General features: G+C 71.4%; 15 protein-coding genes. 13 read left to right on the forward strand and 2 right to left on the reverse strand.

Annotated elements, in window-relative coordinates; all coding sequences use genetic code 11:
- The 13 genes from ACWEFJ_RS09915 to ACWEFJ_RS09975 all read left to right on the forward strand — a co-directional run.
- A partial coding sequence (locus tag ACWEFJ_RS09915) for an alpha-glucosidase C-terminal domain-containing protein (RefSeq protein ID WP_449713499.1) occupies positions 1–562 on the forward strand: 562 nt, incomplete at its 5' end.
- On the forward strand, positions 559–1,812 hold the full coding sequence (locus tag ACWEFJ_RS09920; RefSeq protein WP_449713500.1) for a maltokinase N-terminal cap-like domain-containing protein: 1,254 nt from the start codon (positions 559–561) through the stop codon (positions 1,810–1,812). The genes ACWEFJ_RS09915 and ACWEFJ_RS09920, both read left to right, overlap by 4 nt.
- Positions 1,809–3,632, forward strand: coding sequence for a 1,4-alpha-glucan branching protein GlgB (gene glgB, locus ACWEFJ_RS09925; protein WP_449713501.1), 1,824 nt, complete (start codon positions 1,809–1,811; stop codon positions 3,630–3,632). The genes ACWEFJ_RS09920 and glgB overlap by 4 nt, the downstream gene beginning before the upstream one ends.
- A gap of 100 nt (positions 3,633–3,732) precedes the next feature.
- A complete protein-coding gene (locus ACWEFJ_RS09930; protein ID WP_449713502.1) occupies positions 3,733–4,557 on the forward strand; it encodes a type 1 glutamine amidotransferase domain-containing protein in 825 nt (274 codons plus the stop codon).
- Positions 4,558–4,585: 28 nt separating this feature from the next.
- The gene (locus ACWEFJ_RS09935; RefSeq protein WP_449713503.1) at positions 4,586–6,184 is read left to right on the forward strand and encodes a thiamine pyrophosphate-binding protein; all 1,599 of its coding nucleotides are present in this window, start codon (positions 4,586–4,588) and stop codon (positions 6,182–6,184) included.
- Positions 6,185–6,194: 10 nt separating this feature from the next.
- On the forward strand, positions 6,195–6,860 hold the full coding sequence (locus ACWEFJ_RS09940) for a DJ-1/PfpI family protein (protein ID WP_449713504.1): 666 nt from the start codon (positions 6,195–6,197) through the stop codon (positions 6,858–6,860).
- Positions 6,850–8,667, forward strand: coding sequence for an AGE family epimerase/isomerase (locus ACWEFJ_RS09945; protein WP_449713505.1), 1,818 nt, complete (start codon positions 6,850–6,852; stop codon positions 8,665–8,667). Before ACWEFJ_RS09940 ends, ACWEFJ_RS09945 begins: the two co-directional genes overlap by 11 nt.
- Before the next feature lie 90 nt (positions 8,668–8,757).
- Entirely contained in the window at positions 8,758–10,722 is a 1,965-nt protein-coding gene (locus ACWEFJ_RS09950) for a glycogen debranching protein (protein ID WP_449713506.1), read from the forward strand.
- A gap of 14 nt (positions 10,723–10,736) precedes the next feature.
- Positions 10,737–11,057, forward strand: coding sequence for an STAS domain-containing protein (locus tag ACWEFJ_RS09955; protein ID WP_449713507.1), 321 nt, complete (start codon positions 10,737–10,739; stop codon positions 11,055–11,057).
- Positions 11,058–11,315: 258 nt separating this feature from the next.
- Positions 11,316–12,518, forward strand: a complete 1,203-nt coding sequence (locus ACWEFJ_RS09960) for an MBL fold metallo-hydrolase (protein ID WP_449713508.1) — start codon at positions 11,316–11,318, stop codon at positions 12,516–12,518.
- A 506-nt stretch (positions 12,519–13,024) separates the two neighbouring features.
- A complete protein-coding gene (locus ACWEFJ_RS09965; RefSeq protein ID WP_449713509.1) occupies positions 13,025–13,831 on the forward strand; it encodes an FHA domain-containing protein in 807 nt (268 codons plus the stop codon).
- A 58-nt stretch (positions 13,832–13,889) separates the two neighbouring features.
- Positions 13,890–17,345 (forward strand): protein kinase domain-containing protein, encoded by a 3,456-nt coding sequence (locus tag ACWEFJ_RS09970; RefSeq protein ID WP_449713510.1) that lies wholly within the window; start codon positions 13,890–13,892, stop codon positions 17,343–17,345.
- Between the two features lie 48 nt (positions 17,346–17,393).
- Positions 17,394–18,101, forward strand: a complete 708-nt coding sequence (locus tag ACWEFJ_RS09975; RefSeq protein WP_378093817.1) for a hypothetical protein — start codon at positions 17,394–17,396, stop codon at positions 18,099–18,101.
- Between the two features lie 337 nt (positions 18,102–18,438).
- On the opposite strand, the gene ACWEFJ_RS09980 is transcribed toward ACWEFJ_RS09975, so the two are convergent.
- Positions 18,439–18,630: a hypothetical protein gene (locus ACWEFJ_RS09980; protein WP_449713511.1), complete on the reverse strand. Its 192-nt coding sequence runs from the start codon at positions 18,628–18,630 to the stop codon at positions 18,439–18,441.
- 168 nt (positions 18,631–18,798) lie between these two features.
- Positions 18,799–21,546, reverse strand: a complete 2,748-nt coding sequence (locus tag ACWEFJ_RS09985; RefSeq protein WP_449713512.1) for a BTAD domain-containing putative transcriptional regulator — start codon at positions 21,544–21,546, stop codon at positions 18,799–18,801.
- Positions 21,547–21,949 lie beyond the last annotated feature (403 nt).

Here is a 21,949-nt window from a genome sequence, read left to right on the forward strand (position 1 = left end):
CACCGCGATGCTGCTGTCCCTGCCCGGCTCGCCGGTCCTGTACTACGGCGACGAGATCGGCATGGGCGACAACATCTGGCTCGGCGACCGCGACGGCGTCCGCACCCCCATGCAGTGGACCCCGGACCGCAACGCGGGCTTCTCCGACTGCGACCCCGGCCGGCTCTACCTGCCGGTGATCATGGACTCCATCTACGGCTACCAGTCGATCAACGTGGAGACCCAGCAGCGCGACACCTCGTCGCTGCTGCACTGGACGCGGCGGATGCTGGCCGTGCGCCGGCGGCACCCGGCGTTCGGGCTGGGCGAGTACCGGGACCTGCCGTCATCGAACCCGAGCGTGCTGGCGTTCGAGCGGCGGCACGGGGACGACACCATCCTGTGCGTCTACAACCTGTCCCGCCACCCGCAGGCGGTGTGGCTCGACCTGTCCGACCACCTCGGCGACGAGCTGGTCGAGCTGACCGGCGGGGAGGGTTTCGGGCCGGTGGAGTCACCGGACCACGCGCTCACCGTGGTCGGGCACGGGTTCTACTGGCTGGCGCTGGTGAGGCCGTCATGACGCTCTCGGCCTGGGACCGCACGAGGCTCGCGGCGGCGCTCGTGGACTGGCTGCCCTACCGCCGCTGGTTCGCCGCCAAGGGCAGGCCGGTCGAGCGGGTCGACCTCGCGCGGGTCGCCGACCTCGGGCGCGGTTGCCTGCTCGCGGTGGTGGAAGTGCGCCTGGTCGGCGAGGCGGAGCCGCACCGGTACCAGCTGCCGCTCGGACTGCTGGCGGAGCGCACGCCGGACGCGATCACCGACCTCGGCGGCCTGTGGGTGGTCGACGCCACCGACGTGCCGGACCTGATGGCGCACGTGCTGGCGCTCGTCGCGGCCGGCGGGGAGCGGGACGGCGTCCGGTTCACCGCGCACGCGCCCGTCGTGCCCGCGACACCGGTCCGGCGGATCACCGCGGAGCAGTCCAACACCTCGGTGGTGTTCGGCGACCGGCACATCCTCAAGTTCTTCCGGCGGCTCTTCCCCGGGGTGAACCCCGAGCTCGCGGTGTCACGGGCGCTCGGCCCGACGCCGACCCTCCCGCCGCTGCACGGCGCGGTGGACGACGGCACGTCGACCCTCGCCGTGGTGCAGGGGTACGCGGCGGGCGCGGTGTCGGGCTGGGACCTGGCGGGCACGCCGGGGTTCACCGGTCGGATGCGCTCGCTCGGCGAGGCGGTCGCCGCCACCCACGCGGCGCTGGCCGACGCGTTCGGCCACGCGCCGCTGACCCGCGCGGACCTGTCCGCGCTGGTGGACGGGATGCTCGACCGCCTGACCGGGACCGCCGCGGAGGCGCCCGCGCTGGGCCGGCACGTCGACCGGCTGACGCGCCTGCTGGTGGGCGCGGTCCGCGCGGCCCTGCCCGGGTCGCCGCGCCAGCGCGTGCACGGCGACCTGCACCTCGGCCAGGTGCTGGCCGCCGGCGGCGGGTGGCTGCTGATCGACTTCGAGGGCGAGCCGGGCGTGCCGATCCCCGAGCGCGCGCGGTGGGACTCGCCGCTGCGCGACGTCGCGGGGGTGCTGCGCTCCCTGGACTACGCCGCGCACCGCACGCCGGACCGGGACTGGGTCCCGGCCGCGGAGCGGGAGTTCCTGGCGGGTTACGCCGAGCGCGCCGGTCGCGCGCCGGACCCCGCACTCCTGCTCGCCCACCAGCTGGACAAGGCGGTCTACGAGGTCGGCTACGAGGTCCGCAACCGGCCCGACTGGGTGGACGTCCCGCTGCGGGCCATCGAGCGGTTCGTGGCCGCCGAGGGGAGGGCGGGGTGAGCGTGGTGGAGTTGACCGACCACGACCTGCGGCTCATCGGCGAGGGGCGGCACCCCCGGCTCTGGGAGGTGCTGGGCGCTCGGGTCGAGCCGTCGGGCGGCGTGTCGTTCGCCGTGCTCGCCCCGGCCGCCCGTGAGGTCCGGCTGCGGGGCGACTTCAACGGCTGGGACGGGGCCGCGCACCCGATGCGCCGCCGCGACGGCGGGGTGTGGGAGCTGTTCGTCCCCGAGGCCCGGCCCGGCCACCGCTACCGCTTCGCGGTGCACGGCGCCGACGGCCGGTGGCGGGAGAAGGCCGACCCGATGGCCCGGGCGTCCGAGTGCCCGCCCGCCAACGCCTCGGTGGTGTTCCGGTCGCGGTACCGCTGGGGCGACGACGGCTACCGGGTCCGGCGCGACTGGGCGAAGGAGCCGATGAGCGTGTACGAGGTGCACCTCGGCTCCTGGCGCGCCCGGGCGGACGGGCACGCGCCGACCTACCGCGAGTTGGCGCACGAGCTGGCCGACCACGTCGTGGACCTGGGCTTCACGCACGTCCAGCTGCTGCCCGTGACCGAGCACCCGTTCGGCGGTTCGTGGGGCTACCAGGTGAGCGGCTACTTCGCGCCGACGGCCAGGTTCGGCACCCCGGACGATTTCCGCTACCTCGTGGACCACCTGCACCGCAGGGGGATCGGCGTCCTGCTGGACTTCGTGCCCGCGCACTTCCCGCGCGACGACTGGGCACTGGCCCGCTTCGACGGCACCCCGCTGTACGAGCACCCCGACCCGCGGCGGGGCGAGCACCCGGACTGGGGCACGCTGGTGTTCGACTTCGGCCGGCCCGAGGTGCGCAACTTCCTGGTCGCCTCGGCCCTCTACTGGCTCGAGGAGTTCCACCTCGACGGCCTGCGGGTCGACGCGGTGTCGTCCATGCTGTACCTGGACTACTCCCGCGGACCGGGGGAGTGGGAGCCGAACGCGCACGGCGGCAACGAGAACCTGGAGGCCGTGGCGCTGCTGCGGGAGCTGACCGCCGCGGTGCACCGCGAGGCGCCCGGCGCGGTGGTGATCGCCGAGGAGTCCACGGCCTGGCCGGGCGTCACCGCACCGGACGGCCTCGGCTTCGACCTCAAGTGGAACCTCGGCTGGATGCACGACGTGCTGGGCTACCTGCGCCACGACCCCGTGCACCGCGCCGCGCACCACGGTGAGCTGGAGCTACCCCTGGACTACGCGTGGGACGAGCGGTACGTGCTGCCCCTGTCCCACGACGAGGTCGTGCACGGCAAGGGTTCGCTGTGGCAGCGCATGCCCGGCGACGACGAGCAACGCGCGGCGGGGCTGCGTGCGCTGCTGGCGTACACGTGGGCGCATCCGGGCAAGCAGCTGCTGTTCATGGGCGGCGAATTCGGCCAGCCGCCCGAGTGGGACAGCGATGGCTCGCTGTGCTGGGACCTGGCCCAGAGCCCGCCGCACCGGGACGTCCTCGACCTCGTGCGCAGGCTCAACCACGTCTACCGGCGCACGCCCGCGCTGCACGCCACCGACGACGACCGGGACGCCTTCGCCCGGCACCTCGGCGATCCCGGGCGCAACGTGCTCGCGTTCCGCCGCACCGGCCCCGACGGCACGCTGCTGTGCGCGGCCAACTTCTCCGGCGTGCCGCAACAGGTGCCCGTCGGCGGTCCCTGGACGACCCTGCTCGACAGCGGGCGCCCGCACCTGGCGGGCGAGCGCGTCACCGGCGTGCTCGACCTGCCCGCGTCCACCGTCACCTGGCTGTTCTCCGTGCACTGCACGGAAAACAGCGAGTGCACGGAGAATTCCGCAACTCCCTGATCGCCGGTGCGGGGGCGGCGATTCCTTGTGCGCCAACCGAATGCTCGCGAAGATTGACTTGTCGGTTCCGTAGTGAGCGGTACGACATCCGGGAGAAAATGTGAGCAAGAAAATCCTGTTCATCCTGTCCGAATACGGTTATTGGGGTGAGGAGCTGCTCGGGCCGCTGGTGGCGTGCGACCGCCAGGGGTACACGGCGGTGTTCGCCACCCCGACCGGCAAGCGCCCCGTCGCCCTGCCGCCCAGCCTGGACCCGGGCTACATCGACCCGCCGCTCGGCCGGTCGGTGACCACCCCCGAGGTCGCGGTCGCGGCCCGGGAGCTGGACGAGTCGTCCCGGCTGGACAACCCGACCAGCCTCGCCGACTGGATCCCCGAGCGCCCCTACGACAGCGAGCCGAACCCGTTGCGCGCCATGGAGGCGTACTACCGGGAGATCGCCACGCTGACCGACGACATCGCCGAGTTCGACGCGCTGGTCATCGTCGGCGGCTCGGGCCCCATCGTCGACCTGGCCAACAACGGCAGGCTGCACGAGCTGATCCTGGCGTTCGTCCGGGCCGACAAGCCGGTGGTCGGCGAGTGCTACGGCGTCGCGGCGCTGGCGTTCGCCCGCGAGTGGGACGACCGCAAGTCGATCATCTGGGGCAAGCACGTCACCGGCCACTGCAAGGAGTACGACTACAAGGACGGCACCGGCTTCGTCGGCGTCGAGTTCAACATGGGCCCGCCGCCGTACCCGCTGGAGTACATCCTGCGCGACGCCACCGGCCCCGACGGGCAGTTCCACGGCAACGTCGGCAAGGAGACCTCGGTGATCGTCGACTACCCGTTCATCACGGCCCGCTCGACCCCGGACTCCTTCCTCGCGGGCGAGAAGCTCGTCGAGGTCCTGGAGAACGGTCTGCGTCGGTTCGGCTGGTAATCGAGAACACCCCGTGGAGGGCAGGTCAATGACCGAACGGCAGGGCAAGCACGCCCTCATCGAACAACTGCGGGCCGACGGCCTGACGACGATGTTCGGCAACCCCGGCACGGTCGAGCAGGGTCTGCTCGACGTCGTCGAGCACGACCCGGACTTCGACTACGTGCTGGCGTTGCAGGAGACGGTCGCCATCGGCATCGCGGACGGCTACGCCCGTGCCACGGCCGGGCCCGCCCTCGTGCAGCTGCACACGGGAGTCGGTCTCGGCAACGGGATCGGCATGCTCTACCAGGCCATGCGCGGCCACTCGCCGCTGGTGGTCATCGCCGGCGAGGCAGGCGTCCGCTACGACGCCATGGACTCCCAGATGGCCGTCGACCTGGTGGCCATGGCCAAGCCGGTGACGAAGCACGCGACCCGGGTCACCCACCCCGACTCGGTGCTGCGGGTGCTGCGCAGGGCGGTGAAGACGGCGATGACCGAGCCCCGGGGCCCGGTGTTCGTCGCGCTGCCCATGGACGTGCTCGACGCGCTCAACACCGAACCGGTGGCGCCGAGCACCGTACCCAGCCGCGCGGTCCGGCCCGTCCCCGACGAGCTGGACCGCGCGGTGGCGGCGCTGCGCGGCGCGCGCAACCCCGTCGTGCTGATGGGCGACGGCGTGGCGGTGTCCGGCGCGCAGCGCGAGCTGGCCCGCGTCGCCGAGGCGCTGGACGCGCCCGTGTGGGGCTTGGACAACTCCGAGCTGAACATGGACAACCGCCACCCGCTCTACCGCGGGCAGCTCGGGCACATGTTCGGCTCGGTGAGCAGGCGGGTCGTGGCCGACGCCGACGCCGTGCTGGTCGTGGGCACCTATACCTTCCCGGAGGTGTTCCCGGACCTGACGAGCCCGTTCGCCGCGGACGCCCGGGTCGTGCACATCGACCTCGACGACTACGAGATCGCCAAGAACTTCCCGGTGGACGTCGCCCTGGTCGCCGACCCGAAGGCCACCCTCGCGGCGCTCGCCGACGCGCTGGGCGCACCCGCCGAGCCCGCGCCCGTCCCGCCGTGGACGCCGCCCGCGCTCACCGCCGACAGCCCGCTGGTGGAGCACCTCAGCGCCGCGCTGGCCGCGCACACCGGCGAGGACCTGGTGCTGTTCGACGAGGCGCTGACCGCCTCGGCGGGCCTGCTCAGCCACCTGCCGCCGCACGTGCCGGGCAACTACTTCCTCACCCGCGGCGGCTCGCTGGGCATCGGCATCCCCGGCGCCATCGGCGCCAAGCTGGCCCGACCGGACGCCACGGTCGTCGGCGTCACCGGCGACGGCGGCAGCATGTACACCATCCAGGCGCTGTGGACGGCCGCGCGCCACGGCGTCGCCGCCAAGTTCGTCATCTGCAACAACCACCGCTACCAGCTGCTCGACCTGAACATCGAGCAGTACTGGCGGGACAGCGGGCAGCCGTCGCGCCGCCACCCGAACGGCTTCGACCTGCGCCCCGACCTCTCCTTCGTCGACCTGGCCAGGGGCATGGGCGTGGAGGCGCTGCGGGTGGACGAGCCGGCGCAGGTGGAGCCGGCGGTGCGCAAGATGCTCGACCACGACGGCCCGTTCCTGATCGACCTGCTCACGGACTAGGGCGGACGCGATGACCACGACGATCCTGCGGGAGGGCGGCGCGCTCACCGGGCGCACCGTCGCCATCCTCATGGAGACCGACTACGTCGAGCCGGAGATCGACTACTACCGGCTCAGGTTCGCCGAGGAGGGCGCGCGGGTCGAGTTCCTGACCCGCCTGTGGGGCCGGGAGAGCATCACGTTCACCGGCCACGAGCACCGGCTGCCGATCACCGTGGCCGGCGACCTGGAGCAGGTGGACGACGAGCGGCTGCGCGGCTACGACGCCCTGATCGTGCCGTCGGGCATGGTCGCGGACCGGTTGCGCTACGCGGAGTCGCCGTCCGGCACCGCGCCTGCGGTGGACCTGCTGCGGCGGGCGTTCGCCGAGCCGTCGGTGCTCAAGGGCGTCATCTGCCACGGCCTGTGGCTGGTCGCCCCGATCCCGGAGGTGGTCCGGGGTCGTCCGCTGACCTGCCACAACAACCTGGTCGCCGACGCGCGCAACATGGGCGCGCAGTACGTGGACCAGGACGTGGTGGTCAGCGGCGACCTGGTCACCGCGCGCAGCGCCGACCACTGCCACCTGTTCGCGCGGACCGTGATCGACCTGCTGGCCGCCCGCACGGCGGACCGCGCCACCCGGTGGTGGCGCTCGTCCGTGCGGGACGCGGGAGGGGTGCGCCGTGGCCGCTGACCCGCTGGCACACGTCCGGATCTCCGACCTGGTCGCCGGGTACGTCGTCGAGGCGCACCCCGACCGCGGCTTGGTCGACCTGCGCACCGGCGACGGGCGCCCGGTGCGGGTCGGCTTCGCGCACGCCTCCGCCGAGCTGCTGCGCAACCTCGGCGAGCCGCACACCGACCTGACCTCGCGCAAGGCGGAGCTGTTGACGCCCGGGCGGCACGTCCTGGCGCACGGCATCTACTCGCCGACCGGCGACGGGCACGTCTTCGACGCCACGCGCATCGTGTTCCTCGACCGGGAGCCGGGCGAGTACGCGTTCGCGCGGCCGGGCTGGTGGCCGCGCCAGCTCGCCGAGCTGGCCCGGTTCTACCGCGTCGCCCAGTTCGGCACCGGAGAGGTCGACTACGCCGACTACCGCACGATCCTGCGGTTGGGCGGTGACAAGAGCGGCAGGCACGTGCAGGAGACCGACACGATCTCCCGGCTGGTGTACGGGATGGCGTCGGCGTTCCTGCTCACCGGCGAGGACGACTTCCTCGACGTGGCCGAGCGCGGCACCCGCTACCTGCGCGACCACCTGCGGTTCGCCGACCCGGAGAACGACGTCGTGTACTGGTACCACGGCCTCGACGTCGCCGACGGCGTGGAGACCAAGCTGTTCTCCTCGGAGTTCGGCGACGACTTCCGGTCCATCCCGGCCTACGAGCAGATCTACGCCCTGGCGGGCCCGACCCAGACCTACCGGATCACCGGCGACCCGGACATCCTGGCCGACGTCGACGCGACCGTGCGGCTGTTCCACCGGTTCTTCCGGGACGAGGAGCGCGGCGGGTACTACTCGCACATCGACCCGGTGCACCTGCGACCCGACCACGAGTCGCTGGGGCACAACCGGTCGCGCAAGAACTGGAACTCGATCGGCGACCACGCGCCCGCGTACCTGATCAACCTGTTCCTCGCCACCGGCCGCCGCCAGGACGCGGACATGCTGGAGGAGTGCTTCGACCTGATCGTCCGGCACTTCCCGGATCCCGCGAGCCCGTTCGTGCAGGAGCGGTTCCACGCGGACTGGACGCCCGACCGCGAGTGGGGCTGGCAGCAGGACCGCGCGGTGGTCGGCCACAACCTCAAGATCGCGTGGAACCTGATGCGGATGAACGCCCTCCGCCCCAAGGACGCCTACACCGAGCTCGCCCGCGCCCTCGGCGAGACCATGCCCGCGGTGGGCGGCGACACCCGGCGCGGCGGCTGGTACGACGTGGTGGAGCGGGCGCACCGCTCGGACGTGCCCGGCCACCGGCTCACGTGGCACGACCGCAAGGCGTGGTGGCAGCAGGAGCAGGGCGTGCTGGCGTACCTGATCCTGGCGGGCCACACCGGCGAGGAAGAGTTCCTGCGGCACGCCCGCGAGTCCCAGGCGTTCTACAACGCCTTCTTCCTCGACCACGACGAGGGCGGCGTGTACTTCAGCGTCCTGGCCGACGGCACGCCGTACCTGCTGGGCACCGAACGGCTCAAGGGCAGCCACTCGATGTCGATGTACCACGCCGCCGAGCTGTGCCTGCTCGCCGAGGTCTACGAGCGGCTGCTGATCCGCGGCGAGTCGCTGGACCTGTGGTTCCGGCCGCGGCCGGACGGGTTCCCGGGCCGGGTGCTGCGGGTGGCGCCGGACGCGCTGCCGCCGGGCTCGGTGCGGCTGCAATCGGTGGAGGTCGACGGCGGTCCCTACGACCGGTTCGACCCCGAGTCGCTGACCGTGCGACTGCCGGACACGTCCTCGCCGGTGCGGGTGCGCGCGCGCCTCGTCGCGGTGTGAGGTCCGGGTGTCGCGGCTCGTTGTGACGTCGCGGTGGAGGTTCTCGGCGTTGGCCGCCGGACCTCCCCGCCGGAACTCCTCGGGGGACACGTGGAAGCGGAGCTGATCGAGGCGGTGCGCCCGGCGCCGCCGCACCCACCGGGCGCGCGGGTCGTGCCGGGCGGCGTCTCGTTCGTCGTCCGGTCCACCGGGGCGACGGCGGTGACGCTGGTGCTGTACCGGGCCGGGGAGGAGGAGCCGTTCGCGGAGCTGCCGCTGCCGCCCGAGTGCCGGACCGGCGGCGTGTGGGCGGTGACGGTGCCCGGCCTGGACCACCGTGACCTCGAGTACGGCTACCGGGTGTGGGGTCCGGACGGCCCGGGCGACCGCTACGACCCGCGGCGCGTCGTGGCCGACCCGTACGCCCGGGCGATCGGCGGTGGCGGCGAGCGGTGGGGCGGGCCGCGCCAGCCGTTCGAGGGGTACCGGTACCGGAGCCGGGTGGTGGTCGACGGGTTCGACTGGGAGGGGGACAGGCCGCTCAACCTCCCGGCGCGCGACCTGGTGGTGTACGAGGCGCACCTGCGCGGCTTCACCCGGCACCCGTCGTCCGGGGTGGCGGCGCCCGGCACGTACGCGGGGTTCGCCGAGAAGGTCGACTACCTGCGCGAGCTGGGCGTCACCTGCGTCGAGCTGCTGCCGGTCTTCGAGTTCGACGAGCTGGCCAACGACCGGTTCGACCCGGTGGCGGGCCGGGCGCTGTGGAACTACTGGGGTTACAACACGGTCGGGTTCTTCGCGCCCAAGGCGGGCTACGCGTCCGGGCCCGACGCCGCCGCGGAGCTGAAGGATCTGGTGAAGACCCTGCACCGGGCCGGCATCGAGGTGGTGCTCGACGTGGTCCTCAACCACACCGCCGAGGGCGACGACAACGGGCCCGCGATCTCGTTGCGCGGCTTGGACAACCAGGTGTTCTACCTGCTGGACGACGAGGGGAGGTACCGCGACTACAGCGGCACCGGCAACACGCTCAACGCCAACCACCCGCTGGTCGTCGAGTTCGTCCTGGAGTGCCTGCGGTTCTGGGTGGTCGAGTACCACGTGGACGGTTTCCGGTTCGACCTGGCGTCGGCGCTGACCCGGGACGCGGACGGCACACCGCTGGCCGACCCGCCGCTGCTGCGGGCGATCGCCGAGGACCCGTTGCTGCGGGACACCAGGCTGATCGCGGAGGCGTGGGACGCGGCGGGCCTGTACCAGGTCGGCTCGTTCCCCGGGCACGGCCGGTTCGCCGAGTGGAACGGCCGGTACCGCGACGCGGTCCGCCGCTTCCTCAAAGGCGACCCGGGCACGGCCGGGGAGGCGGCGCTGCGGCTGGCCGGGTCACCCGACCTGTACCGCGGGCGGGGACCCCTGGCGTCGGTCAACTTCGTGACCGCGCACGACGGCTTCACCCTCGCGGACCTGTTCTCGTACAACGAGAAGCACAACGAGCGCAACGGCGAGCACAACCGCGACGGCGAGCACGCCAACCACTCGTGGAACTGCGGCCACGAAGGCCCGACCGCCGACCCGGAGGTGCTGGCCCTGCGCCGGCGGCTGACCCGCAACGCGCTGGCGTTGCTGCTGCTGGGCCGCGGCGTGCCGATGCTGGTGGCGGGCGACGAGTTCGGCCGCACCCAGCAGGGCAACAACAACGCGTACTGCCACGACGACGAGCTGTCGTGGGTGGACTGGGAGGCCGCGACCCGCAACCGGGACCTGGTGGAGCTCGCCCGGTCGCTGATCGCGTTCCGCCGGGAGCACCCGGCCCTGAGCCACGACGGGTTCGACGGCGTCCGGCACCGGGCCGAGGGCCTGCTGCTCACCGTCGAATTCCGGGCGGCGGGCGACGTCGTGCTGGTGATCGCGAACTCGCACTGGGAACCGACCGAGGTCACCCTGCCGCCGGACGCGGCGTGGCGGCTGTTCCTGGACACCACGACCGGCGAGGCGCACCGGGACCCGGCGCCCGTCGACCGGGACCGGATCACGGCGGGGCCGCGTTCGGTGCTGGTGTTCACCGCGGCCCCGTGAGGAGGAACCGGGAGATGACGCTCTACACGAAGGTGGAAATGGACGACGACGAGGCCACCGTGACCCTGACCGGGTACGCGGGGCCGGAGGCGGTCCCCACGCTGGACCGGTTGATCAGCGCGGTGGCCCTGCTGCCCGTCCGGCGGCTGGTGTTCGACCTGGAGCGCCTGACCGCGTTGCCCAGCGCGGGCGTCCGGAGCCTGCTGATGGCGCACCAGGCGGCCGGGCCGGGCTTGCGCATCGAGATCACGGGCGCCCGCGGCGCGGTGGCCGAGACGGTTCGGCTGTCGGGTTTCCCGGGCGTCAGCACGCCGTCGATCGCGTTGGCGGCCTGAGGCGCCTCGCCCTCACCGTTCGCGGAACGGTGAGGGCGACCCGGCGAAACAGACACTGGCAGGGTCACCCTGGGTCGTTGACGTGGTGGTCGAGGGGCCCGGAAGATCGTTCCTGTTGCTCCTGGAAAGCGACCGGTCGAGGTAGATGTGATGACGCCACAATCGGGCGATGAAGACCACCTTCGCGACGCATCCGAGCCCGATCGGCCACGCCGACGGCGTCGTCGCCGGGCGCGCCGGGCGTTGATCCCGGTCGGCGTGGTGTTGGTGCTGGTGGTGGCGAGCGCCCTGGTCTACGTGCGCAGCACGCCGTTCGGCGCGTCCGCGTCCGGCGACCGGTTGGCGAGGATGGAGTCCTCGCCCCAGTGGCACGACGGCGAGTTCGCGGCGCCCCGGCCGCTGTGGGTCGACAACTGGAACGCGACCATCGGCGCGTTCTCCGGTAGTGCGACGAGCAGCCCGGACACCGCGCTCGACATCGCGGCGACGGACACCGGTCTGTTCGACGTGCCGCCGGCGACGGGATTGCGCGTCACCTGGTTCGGCCATTCGTCCACGCTGGTCGAGATCGACGGTTCCCGGGTGCTGGTCGACCCGTTCTGGGGGGAGCAGTCGGGTCCGTCGAGCCTGATCGGCGTCAAGCCCTTCTACCCGCCGCCGGCCGCCCTCTCCGCGATCGGGCCGATCGACGTCGTGCTGATCTCGCACGACCACTGGGACCACCTCGACCAGCCCACGATCAGCGCGATGGCCGACTGGCGGGCGACCACGTTCGTCGTCCCGCTGGGGATCGGCGCGCACCTGGAGCGGTGGGGCATCGCGGCGGACCGCATCCGTGAACTCGACTGGTGGCAGGGCACGAACGTCGGCCCCCTGCGACTCACCTCCACACCCGGTCGGCACAACTCCGGGCGGGACCCGTTGCGCAGCAACGAAGCCCTGTGGTCGGGGTGGGCGGTCCAAGGTCCGCGGCACCGGGCCTGGTATTCGGGTGACACCGGGTACTTCCCGGAGTTGGAGCAGATCGGGAAGCGGCTCGGACCCTTCGACCTGACGTTGATCGCGTCGGGGCAGTACGACCCGGCCTGGCCGGACAACCACCTGGGACCGGAACTGGCCGTGGAGGCGAACGAGCTGGTGGGCGGGAAGCTGGTGGTCCCGGTGCACTGGGGCCTGTTCGACCTCGCGCCGCACAGCTGGACGGAGCCGGTCGAGCGGGTGCGCGCCGAGGCGCGGTGCCGGGCGCAGGACTACCTCGCGCTGGTGCCCGGAGCGCCGACCGAGCCGACCGCGGAGGCAGTGGCCGGGCAGCGGCAGTGGTGGCCGGAACTGCCGTGGCGCACCGCGGCGGAGGCGCCGATCACCCCGACGGTCGAAGGCAACCCCGACCAGCGGGTCGACATCACCCCTTGTGTGCTGGGCGGTGCCCAGGGCTCGACGGGCAACCCGGAACCCCGTTGACCGCGGTTCGTCCGTGAACACCATGGCCGACGTGCGGCAGTGACCGGTGGCACGTGCGGTGCCGGAGGCGGGCTGGACCGGCTTCCCTCCTCTCCAACGGCGTGGGCACGCCGCCCGCCATCGCGGTTCGCCTACCGACCGCTGGTCCGCCGCGACCGGGACCGGACCCTCCGATCCCGCAACCACCCGGGATGACCTGCTGCAACCACCTCCTCGGGACAGCGCGGCCCGCCCGGCGCCGGGCCGATCTCCCGGCGCGGCTACCGGGCGGAAACCGTCGCGGGTGCGCAGGCATCGGCGGACGACGGCCGGTCGGGCCGGGGAAGCCACTTCGCCGGGCCGCCTGGACACGACACCCGCGGCCGGGTGCTCCACCGGTCGTGGTCCGGACCCTTGACGGCGGCTTCGGCACGGAGTATCGCCGCAGGTGGGGGCGCGGTGCGTGCGCGTTTGAGACCGGTCTCAAGACGTGCGCGATAGCCTGCCGTTGCCTGAAAGGAGCCTGCGTGACGAACAGGAATCTCCGGCCCCACCCGTTGCCGGCGGGCACGCCCAGCCTGGCGCGTGGGGTGCCGGACATGCCGACGGGCACCATCTTCGCGCTGGCGGCGGACGGTGGGTTCGTCGTGCCGCCCCAGGAGCAGGAGTTCGTCCTTCGCTTCGGGCGGAGCAGGGACGACGTGCACGTGCCCATCGGCGTCACCGATCCCTACGTCAGCCGGTCGCACGGGGCGGTGGTCGGTGACGGCCGGGAGTGGTGGATCTCCAACAACAAGGGGAGCCTGCCGCTCCAGCTCCCCGGCGATCTCCTGCTGCTCGCCGGCCAGGAGGTGGCCCTCGCGCCCGGCTACACCCCGCTGTTCATCTGTTCCTCGAAGCACCGGGCACACCTGCTGGAGTTGCACGTCGTCGGCGCCGGGACGGCAGGCTCCGAAGGCGGGGAGCACGAGCGGACGAAGCCCCCTGACGCCTACGACTTGAGCCCGGAGGAACGGCTGGTGCTCACCGCGCTGGCCCAGCGGTACCTGCGGCAGGACCGCTACGCCCAGCCGGTGTCGTGGAAACAGGTGGCCGCGGACCTCAACCAGGTGGACGACGGCAGGCGGTGGACGCAGAACAAGGCGGCGCACACCGTCAACGCCGTGCGCCGGCGGCTCGCCGCGGGCCCGGATCCGGTCCCCGGCCTCCGGCGCGAGGACGGCGTCGGCGAGCCGGTGGGCAACGCGTTGAACCACAACCTGATCCAGGCGCTGCTGCGGACCGGCACGCTGGTGCCGTCCGACCTGAACGTGCTCGGCGACGCGGATGCGTGAGCCGGCGCCGATGTGGCGGAAAGGCCAGGTGGTCGACGACCGCTATGAGGTGACCGCGGTGCACGGACAGGGCGGGATGGGTGTGGTGTACCGGGTCCGGCACCTGGGGTGGAACATCGATCTCGCGGTGAAGTGCCCCCGGCCCGAGCTGTTCGACAGTGCGGCGAGCAGGCAGCGGTTCGTCGAGGAGGCGGAGACCTGGGTGTCGCTCGGGCTGCACCCGCAGGTGTCCCACTGCTACTACGTGCGCGTGCTCGGAGGTGTGCCGCGGGTGTTCGCGGAGTACGTCCCCGGCGGCAGCCTGTACGACTGGATCGCGGACCGGCGGCTGTACGAGGGCGACGCGCCCGAGGTGCTGGGTCGGATCCTGGACATCGCGATCCAGACCGCGTGGGGCATCGACCACGCGCACGGCCACGGCCTGGTGCACCGGGACGTCAAGCCCGCCAACGTGCTGCTCGACGACGACGGCACCGCCAAGATCACCGACTTCGGACTGGCCCGGGCCAGGGACCTGGCGCTGACCGGCCCCGCCTCCGCTCCCGGCGCGAGCGTCCCGGTCCCCGGGGGCGGCGGGTTGACCCCGCGGTACGCCTCGCCCGAGCAGGCGGACGGGATGCCGGTGAGCCGGCGCACCGACATCTACAGCTTCGCGGTGTCGGTGCTCGAGATGTGCGTCGGCAGGGCCACCTGGACGTACGGACCCACTGCGGGCATCGCGCTGGCGGGCTACCGCGCGGGCGTCGTGCCCGGCGCGGTAGCCCTCCCGCGGGCTCTCGGCGACCTGCTCGAACGGTGCCTGCGCGAGCACCCCGCCGGTCGGCCCGGCACCATGGTCGACGTCGCCGCCGAACTGGTCGACACCTACCGGGCCGTCACCGGCCGGCCGTACCCCCGGCGCGCGCCGGTCATGGCCGACCTGCTCGCCGATGAACTCAACAACCGGGCGTTGTCGCTGCTCGACCTCGGCCGTCCGGCAGAGGCCGAGGCGGCGTTCGAGCAGGCCCTGGCGGCCGATCCGCAGCACACCCGGGCCGTCTACAACGCCGGGCTCGCGCAGTGGCGCCGGGGCGAGATCACCGACGACGAGCTGGTCACCGGGATGGAGGCGTTCCGCGCGCACACCGGCGACCACTGGGAGGTGCGGCTCGCGCTCGCCCGGATCCACCTGGAGCGCGGCGACCTCGGCGCCGCCCGCGTGCTCCTCGACGCACTGGCCGGGCGGCAGTCGCGGGAACCCGAGGTGCTCGCGACGGTGCGCGTGGTCGAGTCCGGCGAGGTCGCCGACGCCGGCCTCGTGCACGAACGACGGGTGCCCTGGCGTCAGGACGGGTACGTGGTCCCGCTCGCCGTCACCCCCGACGGCGGGTTCGTGCTGACCGCGGAGCGGGACGGCAGGATCCGGCTCTACAACGTCGCGGCCGGGCGGTGCGTCCACACCGTCGGGGCGCGGCACGGCCCGGTGCACGCGGTCGACCTCACCCCGGACGGACGGTTCGCCGCCGCCGTCTACGAGGACGGGACCGTGTGGTTCTGGGATCTGGCCGGACCGCACGGCCGCCGCCTGCACGCCGGCGGCGACTCCGGCGGCCGCGGCGCGGTTCGGCTCGTCCCGGACGGGCGCCGCCTCGTCCACAAGAGCGCGGACGGCGTGCTCCGCGTCCTCGGCACCGATCGCGACCGGCACCTGGCGCTCGACGGGACCGCGGGCGCCGGGCCGATCGACGTGAGCGCCGACGGCCGCCGGGCGCTGTCGGTCGGCCGGCGCCCGGAAGGCTCGCCCACGTCCGTCGTGCGGGTGTGGGACCTGGAGAACGGCTCGTGCGAGCGCGAGCTGACCGTGCCCGGGTTCATGGTGACCGCCCTGTGCTTCAGCGCGGACGGCGGTTTCGCGGCCACCGCTTCCTTCGAGGAGCCCGTCCACGTCTGGGACCTGGCCGACGGGCGGCTCGCGCACGTCCTGGCGAGCGAGTCGACGCCGGACACCCTGTCGATGAGCGGGCGCTTCCTGTTGTCCGGCAGCAAGTACGACAGCGCCATCCGGTTGTGGGAGCTGGGTGGTGGCCGATGCCTGCGCACCTTCCAGGCCCACCGGAACGGCACCACCGCGGTGCACGTCGACGGCCGGTTCGCGCTCTCGGCGGGCCAGGACGGGACGGTCCGGCGGTGGCGACTGCCGGGCGAGCACCGCGGCACGGCGTTGCTGAGCCGACCATTTCCGCACGTCGAGCTGAACGAACGGGGCAACCGGGTCGACGCCCTGCTGGCCGGTGCGGAGGCAGCGATGGCGGCCGACCGCCTGCCCGCGGCGCTCGACCTGCTGCGGCAGGCACGGGCGGTCGACGGGTACGAGCGGGCGTCGCGGGTCATGACGGCGTGGTGGGCGTTGGGCCGTCGCGCTGTGCGCACCGGACTCCGGTCGGCCTGGTCGTCCACCCTGATCGCGGGGGGCACGGCGGTGCGCGCGGTGGACCTGACCGCTGACGGACGGCTCGCGGTGTCCGGCGACGGTGACGGGACGATCCGGTTGTGGGACACCCGGTCGGGCACCTGTCTGCGGGAGCTGCGCGGGCACCGCGGCGAGGTCGGGTCGGTCTGCCTGAGCGCCGAGGGGCGACGGGTGCTGTCGTCGAGCCGGGACGGCACGATCCGGCTGTGGGAGACCGGCAGCGCGACCTGCCTGCGCGTCCTGACCGCTACGCGGTGGTCGATGGGCGGGTCGCTGCCGGTGCGGTTCAGCGCCGACGGAAGGCATGCCGTGGTGGGTATCGGCCGGCTCCCCTTGTGGGACCCGGGAACCGGTGGCCTGATCCGGGAGCTGGCGGTACCGGACGGCAGCAGCACCGCCGACCTGAGCGTCGGTTACGACGACCTGGCCGTGGGTGGCGACGGCCGCCTGGCCGTGACGACGACGTATTCCGGGCTGCGGCTGTGGGATCTCCGCAGCGGGCGCGTCACCCGTGACCTGCCGAGCGGCTTCGGGTGGCGAGCGGGACGGGTGTCGCTCAGCGCGGACGGCCGCCTCGCGTTGACCGGCGGCCAGGACGGCCTCCGGCTGTGGGACATGGCGACCGGAGACGTCGTCTGGACCGTTGACGGGCCGGAGACCAGGCTCAACGCGGTCCGGATGACCGCGGACGGGCGGTTCGCGGTCACGTGCGGCGCCTGGTCGTACCCGGTGGTGCGGGACGTCCGCACCGGGCGACCGCTGCGGGTGCTCGACGGTCACGAGCGCGGCGTGCGCGATGTCACGCTGACGCCGGACGGCCGTTTCCTGCTGACCGCCAACCCTGACGGCTTGCGCCTGTGGGAACTGGACTGGGAGCTGGACGCGCGCGAGGCCGCCGACTGGGACGACGGCGCGACCCCGTTCCTCGAAGCGTTCCTGCGCCGGCACGGTCCACAGTGGACGAGCATGGACTTCGACGCACTGCTGCGGCTGCTGCAAGACGTCGGCTACGGCTGGTTGCGCGCCGACGGCGTACGGGTTCGGCTCAAGCGCATGACGACCTGACACAGCGATGAGATCACTGCCCCGACCACACAGGGAGAGACCGAGGCGATGTCCATCTTCCGGCAGAGCAAACCGACCGCGTCCGAGGACTGCACCCAGCACAGCCCGTGCCGCGAGTTGCTGGCGATACCGGCCGCGCAGCGCGACTCCCTGTTCCGCCTCGTCATCACCCGGACCGCGGACCTCGGCCCGGACGCGATCACCGTCTACCTCAACGACGAGTTCGCCGCGCTCCTGGTGGCGATGGGGCCGGGCGAGTCCGGCAGGCATCAGCGGGCGTTCCCCGTCCTCGGCCACCTGGCGGCCCGGTGGGGCATCGCCCACCAGGACCTGCTGTTCCGCGCGATCGACAACATGCGCGGCGACAACGTGTCGGTCCAGACCTACGACCAGCCCGAGAGCTCGCCGCTGCACGTCGTCGTCGACCAGGGCGTGTCGGGCGTCGCGCAGCTGGTGCGGCTGGAGGAGCTGCTGGGCACCGACCTCCCGCACGGAGCGCTCGTCGGCATCCCCCGCGAGCACCAGATCGTCGCGGTGCCGATCCGGAAGCACCGCGACATCAACACCATGGAGCCGCTGCTGAAGCTCGTCTACGAGGTCGGCTCACAGGCCGGCGACCGGCTCAGCCTGGACGTGTTCTGGTACCACAAGGGCCGCCTGCACCCGTTGCACGCCGACGGGAACAACGGAGAACTGGATCGGATATTCCCACCGGACGAGTTCTTCCGGCTCGTGGACCACCTGCGGGGCACCTGACACGGTCCTTCGGGTCAGCGTGAGCGCTGTGGTCGCCGAGAATGTCATCCGTGCAGGTCCGGAGGCGCGGTGGCACTCGTTGCGGATGCCGCGCCGTCGTTGCCTTCGGTGGATGTCGAGTTGGGGGTGAGGGCTGCTTGATCGGTGACGGTGGGTGGCAGCGTGCGCAGTGGCCGGGCGTTGGCGATGCTTTGGCGGGAGTTGTAGAAGTGCTCGAACCGACGTAGCGCATCGAGCAGGTGCCGTTGGTGGTCGGCCGGGCCGCTTGGGACGGGATCTGGGTGCGTGGCGGCGGGCAAGGAGTCTGGGTGCGAGCGGAGAACTGTCTCCGAGCACATCAGTAGTCGGAGCCGACGAAGCGTGGCGACCGGGGTCGGTCAGCACGGGCATCTCCGAGTTGGCGTTCCAGGACGGTGATCTGGTGCCGGAGCGTGAGGATCTTCGTGTCTTTGTCCCGGTCGCTCAGGGGCAGCAGGCGCAGCAGCGCGAAGGCGTTGGCCATGCCGAGGTCGGCCAGTCGGAGCAGCACAGCCGGTCATCATGCCGTGCTGGTCAACGTCACAGCGGATGGCAGCAGTGCTCGCGAACGCTCAACTCCCTTGGACCTCGTACGTCCTCTACCTGCGTGGATGCGGTACTCCGCCGACCGCTGTACGCACCTCGCCGAACAACCCATGCATGGGGGGTCGTGGAATGATCAACGGCTACTGCATTCGTCCATCTGTCGCTGGACACGCTCGGCATTGACGTCACGTCCTTGTTCGCGGAAGAGTCTTAATGCTTCTCTCCAGACTTCGCGAGCCTGTTCCTGTTGTCCGAGGCCGACATAGGGATGGCCGAGGTGTTCGAGGGTGCTGGCGACCTGGTAGGTGTGGCCGAGGGTGCGAAGCAGGGTCAGCGCCTGGTCGTAATATTGGATGGCCTGGTGGTGGTCACCGGTTGCGTATGCGATGTAGCCCAGGCTGTCCAGGGTAGCTGCCTCAGCGTCGAACTCGTGGTGACGGCGGCATAAGGTCAGGGCGGCGCGGCAAAGGTCGCGAGCGGTGTCGAAATTGCCGAGCAGGGCCGCATACCATCCCACCGCGTTGAGCGCGCCGGCTTCGCGTATCGGCTGGTCGAGAGTGCGGGCAAGTTCTAAGGCGAGTTGTGCGTGCTTGAATGCTTCGGGAGTGTCCTCCTGTAATTCCTGTATCTCCGCAAGATCGAGGTGTATATCGGCTTGTTGAGCAACGTCACGTTCCTGCACGGCCGCAGCGAGCGCCCGATGTAGGTGTTCGGCTGCTTCGTTGTAGTGACGCAGTCCGAGATGTGAGCGACCGACGAACCGGTGGGCGAGGATGTGGATGGAGGGTTCGGACAGGTGGGTCGCGGCATCCAGTGCGATCTGCCACATCGCCAGGCTTTCGCGGAAGTACCCCCGTCGATGATGGAAAGGCGACAAGGCCTGGGCCAACTGCCAGGCGGTGCGATGTCGGTGGTGGGTGGCGACGGTGTGCTGCGCGGCAAGCAGGTGTGGGTGTTCGGCGTCCAGCCAGGCCATCGCGGCTGATCGATCGGGCAGTGGATGGATGTGGACACCCGGTGCGGGTGGCTCGAGCGGGACCGGCTCGTCGTAGGGAACGAGCAGGCGGTGGGCGTGGTGGGCGGTGTGAAGGTAGAAGTCGACGACGCGTTCCAGCGCCGTCTGCCGGACAACTTCGGGCAGATCGTGGACGAGGGTCGTGGCATAGGCGCGGGTGAGGTCGTGCATGATGTACCGGCCGCCTGGGGCGATATCGACCAGAGAGTTGGCGACTAGGGTTTCCATGTCCGCGCGGGTCTGTTGCACCGGCAGTCCAACGAGGCTGGCGGCGGCCTGCAGGCCGATGTCGGGGCCCGGCGCGATGCCCAGCAGCGCAAACATCCGCCGCGGCCGATCAGTGAGATGGCGCAGCGACCAGGACAGCACGACGGGCAGGCTGGCGGCCGGGTCGTCAACGTCGGACAAGGCCTCTAATCCGAGACTGCGCAGTTCGGCGACGGTGTCGGCCAGTGACACGTGAGGACGACAACGGGCAGCGACCAGTCCGAGCGCGAGAGGAAACCCGCCGCACAACGCGATCAACTCGGCAGTCGCCTGCTCGTCGGCCATGACGTGATCTCGGCCCAGGGCGGCTACCAGGAGCGCACGTGATTCCGCCGCGGAGAGCACTCCCAACGCCAACGGTCGAGCGCCGTGGCGGGCGAGCAGAGCGGGCAACCGGTGGCGACTGGTGACCAGCACAGTGCACGAAGCGCTGCCGGGCAGCAATGGGATCACCTGTTCGGCGGACACGGCGTTGTCCAGCACAATCAACATCCGTCGACCTGCCACTAGGCTGCGATAACGCGCGATCTGCGCATGACGGTCGGTCGGGATCCGAGCCGGCTCAGTCCCCAGGGCGTCGAGGAAGCCGCGCACTGCCACTTCGGGCTCCAACGGTGTGCTTTCGGGACTGAAACCCTGCAGGTCGACGAATAACTGCCCGTCGGGGAACCGCTCCAGGTGACGGTAAGCCCATGTCAGCGCCAACCAGGTCTTACCGATACCGCCAGCGCCGGCTATCGCGGAGATCACTATCCGCTCACCGGTCGCCGTGTGGTCGACCGGCCAGGCCCCGTCCAGCAGGTTCAATTCTTTCGCCCGTCCGATGAACAGCGGTGGAGCAGCGGGCAATTGTCGAGGCACGAGTCCAGCCTCGACAGGGCGTGATGTCAGGACCGGGTCGGCGTCAAGGATACGACGGTGCAACTCCCGCAGACCGGGCCCCGGATCCACGCCCAGTTCCTCGGCCAACAGACTGCGGAATTCCTCGAAGCAGGTCAGAGCTTCGGCTTGCAATCCACAGCGGTAGGCGGCCAGCAGGAACTGCTCCACCACTCGTTCATTGAGCGGATGCGCCGCCACCAACGTCGATAGCCTGGCGAGTAGATCCTGGTGCCCACCTTCATTCAATACGAGGTCGTTGCGCTCCAGTTCAACAGTCAATCGCCGCTGCAGTAGTTCCTCGCGCAACGACGTCCACCAGGGTGACTCCATGCCTTCAAAAGGTTCCCCACGCCACAGGGCCAACGCGGCGTCCAGGATCTGCAGCCCTGGTTCTCCGGAGTTACGGGCGTTGGAGACAAGGCGGTTGAACAGGTGCAGGTCGACTGTTGTCGGATCAGCTGTCAGGATGTACCCGCCTGATCGCCGTGAGATGGCCACACCGGCCTTCCGTAGATGGTAAATGTAGCCGTACAACGTGGTGCGCACCCCGTTCGGTGCCGCATCCCCCCACACCCGATCGATCAAACGATCCACCGGGACGGGACGGTTCACTTCCACCGCCAGTACCGCCAGCACGCAGCGCTGACGGCTATGGCCGAGTTCCACCGGCTCACCGTCCACCAACGCACGAACCTCGCCAAGCAAACCGAATTCCATCACCCAGCCCCCGCTCAGTGCACGTACTGACCCTCATGCATAACAGACACGGCGCCTATTGCGCACCGACATCGTGCGGTCACACCACGAACGGAGCCCCCAACGAAGCGGGGAGGCGCGTGTCCCGGGAAGCACCGCCTCGACCGGTCGCATCACCGACAGGACGACGCTCCTCTGCATCGTCCATCGGCGCGCCGAGAACCATCCACCACTTCGAATGGACCTAGGGAGCCACCACTCGCCGTGCCGGTCGACAGGCGAAGCATGCGCGAGGGACTTCGACGCGGGCGCCGTGGTGAGCCGCGACGACCGCTCCGGGGGTCGAGATCCTGACTCGGCTCTGGCTCAAGTTCTGTGGAGCGGTGAGCTTGCGTGATCAGGATGGGTGAGGATCACTGCGGCT

This window comes from Actinosynnema sp. NPDC004786 (assembly GCF_053601135.1).

Coding starts and splice junctions, on each gene's coding strand:
- ACWEFJ_RS09920 (WP_449713500.1), top strand. CDS start 559: ATGACGCTCTCGGCCTGGGACCGCACGAGGCTCGCGGCGGCGCTCGTG.
- ACWEFJ_RS09935 (WP_449713503.1), top strand. CDS start 4,586: ATGACCGAACGGCAGGGCAAGCACGCCCTCATCGAACAACTGCGGGCC.
- ACWEFJ_RS09940 (WP_449713504.1), top strand. CDS start 6,195: ATGACCACGACGATCCTGCGGGAGGGCGGCGCGCTCACCGGGCGCACC.
- ACWEFJ_RS09955 (WP_449713507.1), top strand. CDS start 10,737: ATGACGCTCTACACGAAGGTGGAAATGGACGACGACGAGGCCACCGTG.
- ACWEFJ_RS09975 (WP_378093817.1), top strand. CDS start 17,394: ATGTCCATCTTCCGGCAGAGCAAACCGACCGCGTCCGAGGACTGCACC.
- ACWEFJ_RS09985 (WP_449713512.1), bottom strand. CDS start 21,546: ATGGAATTCGGTTTGCTTGGCGAGGTTCGTGCGTTGGTGGACGGTGAG.